Raw genomic sequence first — 14343 nt, 5'->3', positions numbered from 1 at the left:
TATAAAAAAACCACTTGATTAAGTCAAGTGGTTTTTTCATTTTAGAACAGTCTAGCACTAAATAAAACCTGCGAGTAAAATTCACTCGCAGGTTTAGTTTTGTTATACTGTTTTACTACTTATATGAAACTCTTCATAAGTTTCTAGTAAGCTCATAAGAGCCGAAACTAAGTCTTGTGTTTCAATTAGTACACTAAAGTATAAAGTAGTGTTTTTCGGGCTTGTTTCGTCTGTTCTAATACGCGCTACTTGTTTTTCGATAGATGTTGAAACATCTTTTAACAACTCTTTCTTTTCGTTAATGATAGTTGTTAAGTTATCAAAGCTTCTATTTTCGAAAGTAGCACTAATATCATCTAATAACTTCGAAAGTGTATTATCAATATGTTTTAAATCTTTTAACTGACCTTTCTTTAAGGTTTTGTGATTGTTATTAACATGCTTAAAACTAGCTCTAGAAATATAACTAATAGATTGTGCTACATCTTGTAAGTATCCTAATACTAAGATATAGAACCTACTTGCTTGTACCGAAGTATCGTCTAACGATTTAATAAAGTAGAAAACACCATCTTTTAATCCGTCAATTTCATCATTTAACTTCCCTACGTGTTTATCGGTTTTACGTAGTTTGTTTAAATCGTGGTTAGCTAAATCATTTACAACACTTGTGTATAATTTGTTTACACGAGTTGCAACTTCAGCAATATGATCTGCACTTTCTTCAATTACTCCGTTAATAGTAATTAATTCAGCTCTTTCGAAATGCATTTGCTTTTTAACTTCTTTCGATTTTTTTCTGTGGATTAATGTATTTCTTCCTATTAAAAGTGCTACTACTAATAATAAAACAGGAATCATAACCATGTTAAAGCTAATTAAGTAAGCAACCACTGCTGCTGCTAAAAATGCAGTTAAAGCAGTTAAAAACCATCCTCCAATAACATTAATTACACCAGCAACTCTATAAACAGCGCTTTCACGTCCCCAAGCTCTATCGGCTAAAGAAGTACCCATTGCAACCATAAATGTTACGTAGGTTGTAGATAATGGTAATTTCATAGATGTTGCAATAGATATTAAAATACCCGCAACAATTAAGTTAACAGCTGCTCTTACTAAATCGAAAGCTGGCATTTCATAAGTTTTATCTTTAGGTAATTCAATTACAGGTCTCTGAAATTTAGCATCAACGAAAGCTAATGTTTTAGCTGGGAATATTTTAGAAATACCAATATTAATACCCATAGCAGCTCTTACTACTATTCTTGATAAAGGATTTGGTTTAAATTTTTCATGACCTTCTCCTTGTCTAGATAAATCAATACCTGTTTTAATTACATTTTGTGCTTTACTAGAAGTCCATAATGTAACTACCATAATGGCACCAGCAATTAATAATAACCACACATTAGATGGTACTTTTTTAGCTAAAATACCCATTGAAAAGGCATCCGCAGAAACCCCTGATACTTCCCATGCTTGGTACGAATTCCATGCCGCAATTGGTACTCCAACAAAATTTACTAAATCGTTACCAGAAAAGGCCATTGCTAAAGAAAATGTACCAATACCTATAATCAACTTTAAAATATTAATTTTAAACACACTAATTAAAGCTTGAGAAATCACACTCCAAGCGATAAAACTTCCTGTGATAATTAATAAGGTATTTCCTTCAATTAAATGCTTTATGTCTTTATAAAAAGGAGTTCCTTTCATTCCCTTTATAATAATGAAATAAGTAATTGCAGTAATAGCAAAACCACCAAACAAAGCACTAATATAGTTTGCTCTTTTTTCGAAATTGAAAGAGTATATTAACCTAGAGATAAATTGAACAATTGCCCCTACAGAAAAGGCTACTACTACAGAGAGTAGTATTCCGTTTATAATTTGAACTGCTTTTTTATGATTGATATAATTCCAGATATCTGAAATTGATTGTGTATCACTAGAAGAAATCTTAATTAAAGAGATACATACAGCTGCTCCTAACAATTCAAATACAATTGATACTGTTGTAGAGGTAGGCATACCTAATGAATTAAAGATGTCTAATAATAAAATATCAGTAATCATTACCGCCATGAAAATAAACATGATATCTTGAAACATAAACATGTTTGGGTTAAAAATACCCTTACGTGCAACTTCCATCATTCCACTAGAGGTAATGGCTCCAAAGAAAACCCCTACACTGGCAATTATCATTATGTTTCTAACTTTTATAGCTTTAGATCCAATTGCTGAATTTAAAAAATTAACAGCATCGTTACTAACTCCTACAACCAAGTCGACAACAGCTAAAATAGCTAAAGCAACAAGCATTAAAATATATGGATCTCCCATTTTAGATTTATTTTTTTTTGCAAATTTACAAACACTATTCTAGTGCTTATGTTAGGTTTACGTTATGTTATTGTTTGTTAAAAATGAATATCTACTTGTAAGCGATACATTAACTCATTAGTCCCACCAGTTAAGCTTAAGTAACTTACATCGGTTTGTACTTTTAATTTATGACCAACAATATATTTTGACAAACCTAAAGTATATTGATTTTCCGTTCCTTTACCCGTAATGTCTTCATCTAAGTTTATAATAGTATAACGTCCAGAAACTTCCCAGTTTTTACCTAATAAGTAACCCGTTTGTAAATTTAAACCATTACCAACTTGTACAACATCACCTGTTAAAGTTCCATCAGAATTTTTTGCGATTGGATCTTTAGCATCTCTATAGGCATATTCACCCATGAAAGAAAAACCTTTGTATTTAAACATTGCATCTACAAAAAAGGTAGAAATATTTGTTTGATAAAAGCCAGTATCATTTTTCATATACGATCCTTGGTTACTTCTGTTTTTAACAGCGTTGTTGTTAAAATCATAACTACTACCAATGGCTAATTTTGGTGCCTGTTCCTTTTTTAAGTCACTTCCCTTATAATCACCTTTACTTGTAAAGTTACCAAAAGGTAAAAATTCTATTCGGGCTGTGTATTCATGTCCACCAAGATTCCCAGTAGTTACATTTCTACCTTCTCCTTGTGCTATTGATAAAGCTTCACGAACAATAAATTTATCAGATATATTAAAATGATGTCTTAATTGTAACCCCATATCTCTGTCGATATTAAACCTGCTATTCAATAAAGATCTGTCTACCATTTGAAGATTTCCTGAAGAAATTACACGTTCTCTGTTTCCAGGTAGTTTAGTTTGTCCTACCCATAACTCGAAGTTTTCATGGAAATTCCATTTTAAAACAGCATCTAAAATATATCTAGGAGCATTGCTCGTAAATTCTGATGCACCACTAATATCTCTATTAGAAAGCCCTAGTTCTAATTTATATTTTAACTTCGGAGAATAAGCGAATCCACTAAATTTTAAACGCGCTCTTCTTACTAAAAATGATGTTTCGGGATTAGATAATCCGTCGCTATTAGAATCCCATTTATGGGTTCCAAGAAATTGCATTCTTGCACCAATATTCATGGTCCAAGTACTGTCTTTTCCTACCAAATTAAATAATCCTTTTCCGAATTTAGGAGCGTTTGTTTCTTGTGCATGTGTGTATGATAACACAAACATACTTACGATTGTAAGTGCTGTTTTAAAATTCATTAGTGTTGTTGTTAGTTTTTGTCGCTGCAAATAACTAACCCTAATGTAAACTTATTGTTAATTTGATATTAAATAAAAAAAACTGCCTCGGCCAAAGGCAGTTAGCCTAATAAAATAGTCGACAAAAACTAACATTTACTAAACGAATTTACTTCTCATGATAAGATGCATCAAATGTATTCATTCACTTTTATCTTAATATTAAGAGCGTTTTAATAAACTGTTATTTAAACTTAAATGTAATGAGATATTGGTGAGGGTCCTTCTAAAAGAGTTCTTATAATCTGCATTGTACCATTTTCTTTTGTAACCACATGCCACTTAATTAATGTAACCTCATTATTTTCTATTTCAAGACCAGTTATGCATCGTGGATGTACGCAGCTACCATCATTAAAATGTGGTACTTCGTTTTGAGAAGGAAAACGAGGTCGATGGGTATGACCGGTGATTATCATTTGATTGTTGTTGTTTTTAATCCATTTTTCAAGACGACTTTCTACTTTTATAAGTTCTTTAAAGTTTTGAGCGGGACTTGTTGGATCATCGATACCAATTAATTGTAACGGGCGCCATAAAATTTGTACTAAAAACCTACTTAACTTCCAAAAAGTGTAATTAAACCAATCTGCTTGATGACCATGTAAAAGAAAAATCGATTTTCCGTTTTCTTGTTCTAATCTAATTGCTTCAGAAAAAGAGATGTTTATCATCAATTCTTTTTCTTTGCCGTCAATAACATCATAATAATAGTTTAAATTTTTGCTTACTTTTTTCGGATTTCGATAATCCATATCATGATTTCCCCATATTAAATGTAATCGATTTTTGTCATGAAATTCTTTTAAAAGTAGATATACATCTTTGTTTGCATTAAAAATATTAACAAACTTATTTTCCCATAATTCATCGCCATCACCTAATTCGATATAGGTAAAATCTTTTTGTAAATATTGCGACAAAGCATGATGAAATATTTTTCGATTGTGGGAAAAATCATCAGCAAAACTATTATCACCTCTATGGCAATCTGAAAACAATATATATTTAGATTCTTTATTTAAAGGTAATTTTTTAGCTTGATTAAAAGCGCGCGTAATTCTTTTATTTGATGACATAAATAGTATTATGAGATAAATATGCGTAAAAATACTGAGTTTATAAAACGGAATATTTATTATCTATTTCCTATGGATGAAAAATCATCTATACTTTTCACGATCCATTCAGTATTAGAAGTATTTGTTCCTGCACTCACTGTCCAATCTATATTTCCTTTTGTAATTGCTAATTTTCTTACTAATGTATGGTCTTTAGTTGCTTCGGTAATTCCAGCAACATCCCACCCAGTTCCGGGATCACCATTCCAATCGCCTAACCAATCTAGTATTGTAAAATTAGTTTCTGTTCCGTATACTAAAGCAAAACCATCATCACCATTACTTAAAGTCCCGAAAGAATGATTTGCTCTTGCTAAAATTGTTGAATTTGCAGAGGTGTGCGAAACAACATATACTTCGCCTGCTGGTATTTTTGCATTTTCAGGAAATTTATTCCAACGTTCGTGTTCGCCAATAGTAGTAGGTTCATTTGATACACTAGCTAAAGCGTAGTTTGTTAAGTCTATTTCTTGCGTAGTAGGATTGTAAATTTCTAAGTATTTATTGTTACTAGAACCTTCAGCATATTCAGAGAAAAACAAATTATTACCGCTTCCACCAGTAGGAGTACAAGTATAAGTTTCAGTAAAGTTTACATCGGTTTCATCTCTAATATATAAATATACTCCGTTTGCCTCTGTCAGAACACCTGTAACGGTTCCTTTTTTATCACTTACTTGATTGTTTGCAAATGTAGCATTTGATGTAACGGAAAGCATTTTTAGTTCATTAAGGCAATCAGAGGTTAACGTATTTACACCAGCATATGTTTTCGTGATGTTTTTAAATTGAACGTCTTCAATTTGTACTAATTTACTTTCAAAGTTTCCCGATAATGCTTGTGAAATAGAAATTATTTCTGGTGTAGGTAAGGTGGCAGTTGTTGCACTTAATATATTTGAAGTAGCTAAGTTTAATTGTAGTAATCCGTTGTTTTCATTTAGTTTTAATCCGCCTACAGCAATTTCTATTTCATCACCTAAGTTTAAATTATGTGTGTCGCTAAAGTTTAATGATATGCCGGCCGAATTGTCTTGAACAAAAGCATTTTGATTAGAAATGTTTCCTTTAGAGAGATCGGAAGTAACAATTACTTTTATTTTTGAATTTTGAGTAATCGTAGTTTCAGTTCCTGTAAACAATCCTTTAATATCAGCTAAAAGTGTTTCTGTTGGGTTTTGATAACAGCCATATTCTTCTGATAAATCAATATCATTTGTACCTCTAATAAATAGTTGATAATCATTTTCGAATTTATTTAAAATAGCAGTAATACTTCCTTTTTTATCAGGAATAGGTAACGCTTTAAAATCAGCAAAGCCACTTGTTGTTAAGGTTATTGTTTCGAAAGAATCACAGCTAGTAAAAATTCTATCTACAGAATCGGTATTAGAAGAATTTGCATAGGTTAATCCTTGTGTTTCTGATTGTAGGTTGTTAATTTTTATTAAGGTATTAATATGTGCGTCTGTTAATTCAGTTGTTTCTAATTCGGTGGGAATTATAGTTGCAATTTCAGAAGCTCTATCAATAAAATAAACATAATCATTCGGACTAATTTGCGTAACACCGTTTCTAAAAGTGTTTTCAACGCCGATTTGATACGCTCCGTTCTTTCTATTTAAAAACAAACCTTTTAGTTTGATAAAAATTTTTCTACCGACAATATATCTTGCATTTAAGTTAAAATCATCTATTAAAACTTCAAATCCTATGGATGGATTTTCTGGCGAGTCCTGAATAATAATACTTTTATAAAAATTACCTTCTTTATCATTAGAAACCACATATCCGAAGGTTGTAATGTCTTCTTCAAAATCAACTAAGCTGCCTTGGTATAAATCAGCAATTTCTGTTAACGGTTTTATAGTTGCATATTCTTTATCGTCTCCTAAAGTAGGAATCGTAAAATCGCCATCCTCTACACAAGCAGAAAAAGAGAAGAAGATAAAAAGTATTGTTCCGAATTTAAATATATTTTTTGTTTTCATTTTCAATATTTTTTTAGAATCTATAATTCACATTTAAGAAATAGGTAGCGCCTCTGCCGTACCAATATTTACTACCAAAATTTGGAGTTCCGTTTGCGTTATCTTCACTTTCTAATCCGTAATTAGCAGTTCTTCCTTGTTCGTAGCCTCCTGTTTTATATTTTTTATTAAGTAAATTACTTGCACTTGCAAAGAAGCCTATGTATTTGTTTTTACCAATCCGCCAGGTTTTACCGCCAATAGCATTTAAGGTAAAATAACCATCAAATTTTTCTTGTGTTAATAATTGTCTTGCTATATCGGGATTGAAATTTGGAAAAAGTTGTCCATCATCAGAAATAAAAGAGGTAGTTCTTTTTATAGGGGAAGGATCAACATAAGCATTGTCTAAATAATTACCAGTTACACTTACAAACCAATAATCAGGATCTCGATATTCAAAACCAAAAGAATAGGCTGTTTGTGGTCCTGAAGCTATTTTATAATTTTTAAGATTTGCTGTGCCGTAATCTTTTATTCCTCTTTCATCAAAACCTGCATTTTTAGATTCGGTACTAATTTCTGAAGCCAAAGATATATTCGGATTATTATCATAAGTATATTGCCCGATATTAGCCGCAGCTTTTAATTTAAATGTTGATAATACTTGTGCTTCGATACCTAATTCTGCACCGAAGTGTTTTTTAGCGATTCCAGTTACAATTTCTTGAATAAAAAGATTATCAGCACCAGTAAAATAAAAAGCAATATCTGTAGCATCTTGTATTTTTGTGAAATACCCTGATAATTTCGCCATTACAAAAGGTGTTCTTAAAATATAGCTAGCATCAAAAGACATCAGTTTTTCATTCAACAAAGTACTCACGTCAGTAACTGTTAAGTTATTAGACCTTGAGTTGGCAAAAGAATTACGAATAAAAGGTGCTTTACTAATGTAGCCTGCGTTAAAATCGATTAAATGCCGACCGGTAACTTTATAAGTAAGTCCTCCCTTAACACCATAACCTAAAAATGATAATTTTTTAGATTTCCCAAAAGAATTAGGTATTTCAGAATTAGAGTCATCACCAGGGAAAATTCCGTTTTTATAGAGACCTTCTCTTTGGTGTGTGGTGTTATTTACAGAAGCACTAATATGGTAATCTATTTTATTATACTTAAATAATAATTGTGCAAATCCACCGTAAACACTCGATGTTAATTTGTAATTATATTTAAATCGATCTCCTTTTTTTGCAATCCTATTAGGATTTAATAAATCGTTTTGAAAATCATCCTCAAGCGGATTACCAAACTTATTAATATCTAAGTAACCAGTAGCACCCAATAAATCTATTACACTAGCAAAATTTTCTGAAGCCAATGTTTTATACTCTAAATTACCACTTAAAGTAATGTTTTCGGTTAACTGAGAATTTAAAATAGTGTTCATGCTTATTTGTTTATCGTCATTACGATCTTCGTATAAAACAAACAAACCATTGTCATCTCTATTTTCATTGGCTATATATAAATCAAGCCAATTTAATTGTCCGTCGTTTTGAAAATTTGTTAAGGCTTTATACGCATTTTCATAATCGGGACCATAAGAATCATTTAGAAAAAAGTTAGGCAATTTTCTATAATAAGTAGGACTAGGATCGCTACCGCCATTAAAATCTATTCTACTATTACCTATTTCACCAAACTGATAAGCAATACCCGTATTTAATGTGGTTTTATCATTTATATTCCAATAATGATTTAACATAATTATGGGTTCGTCAACTCTTTTTATACGAGAATTTCTGATTTTTCCATTTTGATATCCCCAATAAGGGTTGTATTTAATCCCTTTAATATCATAAACCTCTTGCGTATTAGCGGCAGATTTCCCTCTGTTGTTTTCGGTTTTAATAGCGGTAATATTTAAACTGTGTTTTTCGTTAAGTTGTTTTTCTATAGAGAGAAACATCGAGAATGCATCATAAGAAGATCCCTCGGTAAAACCTTCATCGGCATACCTTTTACTTACAGAACCTGTGAGCGCCCATCCGTTTTTTATGAGTCCTGTAGCATACATTGCCATTAAACGGTGAGAGTAACTTCTGTTAGATGAAGCATAGGATACTCTTGCTCCTTTTTGATATTCAGAAGCGCGTGTATTCATATTTGTAGCTCCTAAAACTCCTCCAAAAGTAAAATTAGAGGGAGCTAAGCCATTACTAAACTCTTGATTTCTTAAAGCATCATTTAAACCACCCCAATTACTCCATTGTGGGCGACCGTTGTAAAGCTTGTTCATTTCAATTCCGTTAATTAATATTTTTCCGTTATCAGAATCCAAACCTTTAATTCTGTAAAAGGAGGAACTCCACTCAAAAGCAGCCGCACGTAAATAAGTGTCTTTCGATGATTGTAGTAATCCAGAAATATTATCGGCACTGTTAGATTCATCATTTAATTCATCATCAGTAAGCGTAATAATACTTAAATCTTGATATTCAGAAATAGTTTCGTAGATTAAAATAGTACCTAAATCTATGATGGACTCAGATACCGTAACAGGAAAATTTTGAGTTTCAAACCCTTTTAAAGAGATTGTTATTACATGTTTCCCTTCGGGTAAGTTTTTTAGTAGAAAAGAACCATTAATATTCGTTGATTTTTGAATGTTAACCCCTTTTACACTTACTAAAACATTTTTTAATGGTTCTTCAGAATCACTATTAATTACGATTCCTTTTACAGCGTTCTGAGCATTTATAGCAAATAAACTACAAAGCATCAATAACATTGTTATTGTGAGCTTTTTCATAGGTGCTTGTTTAATTACGTTAATTAATCGCGCTAATTTTTTACCTAAAGATATATAATTTTAAGATAACTTTAACATTTTTTGTATTTTGATGTTTTTTTGTAGTTATCTTTTTTACAGTTGTTTACGGTTTTGTTGTTGATGAAAAGTGGATTTTAGAATCAAAAAAAACCTGAAAAAATTAATGTAATTTTAATTCAGGTTTCGTTTTTTTAAAACAACAATAAGTTTTGCAAATACATGATTTTTATATCAAGTGTTTACTGTTTTTGTTAGTATTATATTTTAATTATTTTATTTTTCTTATATAACCAATAAGCAAATAACCAGATGAAAAATGTAAAAGTAAAAGCAAAAAGTAAACTACCTAACTTGTTGCCAAAAATTGGTTGAAAAACAGCATTATATAAGTAAGCATAAAGGTTCGTATTTTTAAATAATATAACGCTCGCAAATATTTTTATAAAAAGGATTGATAAGGTATAACTTATTAGAGGATTTATGCCGAAAACATTAAAAGTGAATGTCCAACTAGTAATTTTTTTATAATCGATAATAAACATCAATATAATCCATAGAAAAAGTAAAATACTTGAAGTGAATAAAACATAAGAACCTGTCCAAAGTGATTTGTTGATAGGATAATAATTATCCCAGATAAGTGCTAAGATTAACATTACTGATGCAATTAATAACAAGTATTTCATCTTTTGTAAAGGATTTCTTTCTTTAGATAAAGCAAGTGATGTTATGAAATAGCCAAGAAGAATTTGTGAAATACTAGATAATGTTCCTAACAACCCTTCAGGATCAAAAGCTAATCCATACCCTTTGTAAAGATGCGCTTCACCAAAGATTGCAATATCTAAGTATCCACCAATGTTGCCTTTTAAAGTTAAATAGTTATCTGCTTCGCCAAAAAAGAATAATATTCCCCAATGAACTAACAGTAAAGAAATACTAGCAAGTAAAATGGTATTTATTCGTTTTAGTAAAATGATAAGTAATCCTGCAAAAAAGAAAGCCAATGCTATTCTTTGTAGTACACCAAAATATCTTAATTCAGTAAAAGGTGTATTGTAAAAAGGAAACCAATTAAGAAATAGTCCGATTAAAAAGATTAAGAAAGCTCTTTTAGTTATTTTCTTCACAACTATTGCAGTGGGTAATTTAAACATCTTTTTAAAAGATATAAATAAAGACATACCTATAACAAAAAGAAAGGAAGGGAAAACAAGATCAGCAGGGGTACAGCCGTTCCATTTAGCATGTAATAAAGGCGGATATACATAGCTCCATGATCCAGGAGTGTTCACTATAATCATAAAAAATATAGTCAATCCTCTTAGGATATCTATCGATAATAATCTCTTATTCACTTATCTAGTTTTTTTAAAAGTACAGAACATGTTTCATTCTTAAAAAGAAAAAGTAAGAAACTTTTTTCGTAGAAATAGTAGTGTTTTTTTGATTTTATGAAATTTATTTTTAATAGTTGTTTATATCCAATCACTTTTATATTATTTTTAAGCAAAATTTACAACATGATTAAAAGAATAATCTGTATCGTTATTGTCTTTATAGCCTCGTTTTCTTATGCGCAACAAACAAGTAAAGCATATAAAATAAGAACGATTGGTTTTTATAACCTAGAGAACCTTTTTGACACTGTTGATGATGTTGAAAAGAATGATGAAGCCAGCCCTATGATGGAAATTAAAGGTGATAGAGAAAAAGTATATCGTGATAAATTAGATAAATTATCAGATGTTATTTCACAAATGGGTTCCGAAAAAACCAAAACGAGTCCAGCTATTATAGGTGTTGCTGAGGTTGAGAATAAAAAAGTACTAGAAGATTTAATTGATACGGATAAATTAAAAAGCAAAGATTACGGAATTGTTCATTTCGATTCTCCTGATAAACGAGGTATTGATGTCGCTTTATTATATCAAAAAAAATATTTTAAACCAATTCATTTCGAAGTGTTTAATCCGAATATTTATAAGGAGAATAAAAAGGTTTATACGCGGGATATATTATGGGTTTCTGGTTATTTAGACGATGAATTAATTCATGTGCTTGTAAACCATTGGCCATCACGAAGAGGAGGAGAAAAAAAGAGTAGACCATTGCGAGAAAAAGCAGCTTATAAAGTAACTCAGATTATTAAAAGTATCAAAGAAAACGATCCGAACCCGAAAATATTAATTCTTGGTGATTTTAATGACGACCCAATAAACTCTAGTTTTAAAACGGTTTTAAAAACAAAGTCGAAAAAGAAAAATGTTACAAAAGACGCTCTTTACAATCCATATGAAAATATGTTTCGCCGCGGATTTAATACTTTAATGTATCGAGATAATATCAATTTATTTGATCAAATTGTAATAACTTCATCGCTGTTAGATAAAGGAAAAAAAGAGTATTCTTCTTTTAAAATGTTTAAAGCTGCAATTTTTAATAAACAGTTTTTAACCGAAAAAAAAGGACGTTATAAAGGATATCCTTTTAGAAGTTTTTCGTACGGAAAATATACTGGCGGTTACAGTGATCATTATCCTGTTTACATGTATTTGATAAAAGAAAATTAACAAGCTTTGTTAAAATTACAACTGAATTAATTTTTACATAAATCATCTAAATAGTTGTTCATGCGCATTTGAAATAAAGTTCCTTTAAGTAAGTCATCTATTTGAGCAAGTTCAACTTGTGAAACAGCCATGCTTACTTTTTCGGAGGGAGTTTGCAGTAAAATAGATTTACAATTTTCTCCTTTTACACAAGTAGCACAGTTTTTTTGATTTTTTGAGTCGAGTACTTTTTCTAAAAAAACTTCAATTTCATTTACGGTTAAATGAAAGCCTGTATCGCAAAATATTAATTGGATTAAATGTGCACTTTTGTCTTTCCAGTAAAACGAAATGCCAATTTTATTGTCGTAAATTTTAATAATTTCTTCCATAAGTAATTTATTACGGAAACAAATATATAATTTATTTAGAATAATTCTAAATAAATTATTTTAAATCTTTTAGCATTAATTGAATTGTAGTATTACCGTTCCAAGTATTCTCATCGAGCGCATACACAATATCGAATTCATTTTGAACAGAAGATAGTTTTTTACCTAAATTAAAACCAATAGCATTGTATGTTCTTTTATCTGAACCGTAAATAATATTTAGTTTTAAATGTGTTTTATCAGCTCCAACCTGTTTTCCGTAACCATTATCTCTAACCGATGAGGTTGAAAAAGTAGGTTTCATATTTAACGGACCAAAAGGTGCCATTTGCTGTAATATTCTATAAAATTTTGGAGAAATTTCAGACAAATCTAATTCAGCATCGATACTAATTTCTGGAATCAATAAATTTTTATCGATAGTTGTTGCAACTACTTCTTCAAATTTATTTTTAAAACCTTCATATTGTTCAGGCAGTAAAGTTAAGCCTGCGGCATATTTATGACCACCAAATTGCTCAATAAACTCAGTACATTGTTCTAGGGCATTATACACATCAAACCCTTTTACTGATCGTGCAGAAGCAGCTAACTTATCACCACTTTTAGTAAAAACTAATGTAGGTCTGTAATAGGTTTCTATTAAACGAGAAGCTACAATTCCGATTACACCTTTGTGCCAGTTTTTATCAAAAACAACAGAAGTAAATTTTTCAGTTTCTTCGTTTTTTTCAATTTGAAGCAAGGCCTCTTGCGTAATTTTTTTATCTAGTTCTTTTCTGTCTGAATTGTATTTTTCTATGGATGCAGCAAAATCAACAGCAGCCTCAAAATCCATTTCTGTTAAGAGTTCAACGGCATGATTACCGTGTTTCATTCTTCCTGCAGCATTTATCCGCGGAGCGATAATAAAAACAACATCGGTTATAGTTAAGACCTTTTTGTCTAATTGATGAATAATTGCTTTAATTCCGTTTCTTGGCTGCGAATTAATTACCTGTAAACCCCAATAAGCTAACGTTCTGTTTTCGCCTGTCATCGGAACGATATCTGCGGCAATTGCAGTGGCAACCAAATCTAAATAACCGACCAAATCATCAATAGTCTGATTTCTTTTAGATGCTAGTGCTTGAATTAATTTAAAACCAACACCACAACCACATAATTCATCATACGGATACGAACAATCTATTTGCTTCGGATTTAAAATAGCAACAGCTTTTGGTATTTCTGCTCCTGGTTTATGGTGATCACAAATAATAAAATCGATGTTTTTTTGTGATGCGTAAGCAACCTTATCGATGGCTTTTATTCCGCAATCTAAAGCAATAATTAAAGAAAAACCATTGTCTTCTGCAAAGTCAATTCCCATATAAGAAACTCCGTAACCTTCGGCGTATCTATCGGGAATATAAGTGGCAATATTTGGGTGAATTGTTTTTAAATAAGACGACATTAAAGAAACGGCAGTAGTTCCGTCAACATCATAATCGCCAAAAACTAAAATATTCTCGTTGTTGGCAATTGCTTTTTCAATTCGTTCAACCGCTATTTCCATATCTTTCATTAAAAACGGATCGTGTAAATCGTTTAATGAAGGTCGGAAAAATTGTTTTGCTTTATCAAAAGTATCAATATTACGTTGCACCAAAATTTTAGCCAAAGTTTTTTCTATTGATAATTCTTCAGCTAATTGCTTTACTTTTTTAGAATCGGGTTCCTGTTTTAAAGTCCAACGCATATTTTTAATTTAAAACGAAAGGGTTAGGTAGGTTAATCCTCAGCTGTTTATTGTAAG

The 14343-nt window shown here is 30.8% G+C and carries 9 protein-coding genes; 1 reads left to right on the top strand and 8 read right to left on the bottom strand.

The window, feature by feature from the left end; all coding sequences use genetic code 11:
• Nucleotides 1–102 precede the first annotated feature (102 nt).
• The 6 genes from N2251_RS12760 to N2251_RS12735 all read right to left on the bottom strand — a co-directional run bounded on the left by N2251_RS12760 (nt 103) and on the right by N2251_RS12735 (nt 10959).
• Nucleotides 103–2352 carry an inorganic phosphate transporter gene (locus N2251_RS12760; protein WP_260587115.1) on the bottom strand — a complete coding sequence of 750 codons (2250 nt, stop codon included), beginning with the start codon at nt 2350–2352 and terminating at the stop codon, nt 103–105.
• Between the two features lie 77 nt (nt 2353–2429).
• Nucleotides 2430–3632 (bottom strand): porin, encoded by a 1203-nt coding sequence (locus tag N2251_RS12755; RefSeq protein ID WP_260587114.1) that lies wholly within the window; start codon nt 3630–3632, stop codon nt 2430–2432.
• 233 nt (nt 3633–3865) lie between these two features.
• On the bottom strand, nt 3866–4750 hold the full coding sequence (locus N2251_RS12750) for a metallophosphoesterase (protein WP_260587113.1): 885 nt from the start codon (nt 4748–4750) through the stop codon (nt 3866–3868).
• Nucleotides 4751–4809: 59 nt separating this feature from the next.
• Entirely contained in the window at nt 4810–6783 is a 1974-nt protein-coding gene (locus N2251_RS12745; RefSeq protein WP_260587112.1) for a DUF5689 domain-containing protein, read from the bottom strand.
• Nucleotides 6784–6796: 13 nt separating this feature from the next.
• Complete coding sequence (locus N2251_RS12740) at nt 6797–9580, bottom strand: TonB-dependent receptor (RefSeq protein WP_260587111.1); 2784 nt, start codon at nt 9578–9580, stop codon at nt 6797–6799.
• A 278-nt stretch (nt 9581–9858) separates the two neighbouring features.
• Nucleotides 9859–10959, bottom strand: coding sequence for an acyltransferase family protein (locus N2251_RS12735; protein ID WP_260587110.1), 1101 nt, complete (start codon nt 10957–10959; stop codon nt 9859–9861).
• A 165-nt stretch (nt 10960–11124) separates the two neighbouring features.
• Here N2251_RS12735 and N2251_RS12730 point away from each other — a divergent pair, with 165 nt between their 5' ends.
• Nucleotides 11125–12174, top strand: a complete 1050-nt coding sequence (locus N2251_RS12730) for an endonuclease/exonuclease/phosphatase family protein (protein WP_260587109.1) — start codon at nt 11125–11127, stop codon at nt 12172–12174.
• A gap of 26 nt (nt 12175–12200) precedes the next feature.
• Here N2251_RS12730 and N2251_RS12725 read toward each other — a convergent pair whose 3' ends face one another.
• Both N2251_RS12725 and recJ read right to left on the bottom strand, forming a co-directional pair.
• A complete protein-coding gene (locus N2251_RS12725) occupies nt 12201–12545 on the bottom strand; it encodes a hypothetical protein (RefSeq protein WP_260587108.1) in 345 nt (114 codons plus the stop codon).
• A gap of 55 nt (nt 12546–12600) precedes the next feature.
• On the bottom strand, nt 12601–14286 hold the full coding sequence (gene recJ, locus N2251_RS12720; RefSeq protein WP_260587107.1) for a single-stranded-DNA-specific exonuclease RecJ: 1686 nt from the start codon (nt 14284–14286) through the stop codon (nt 12601–12603).
• Nucleotides 14287–14343: the final 57 nt, after the last annotated feature.

The organism is Tenacibaculum haliotis (assembly GCF_025215075.1).
Classification (GTDB): Bacteria; Bacteroidota; Bacteroidia; order Flavobacteriales; family Flavobacteriaceae; genus Polaribacter; species Polaribacter haliotis_B.
This window is presented reverse-complemented; position numbering and strand designations above follow the sequence as displayed.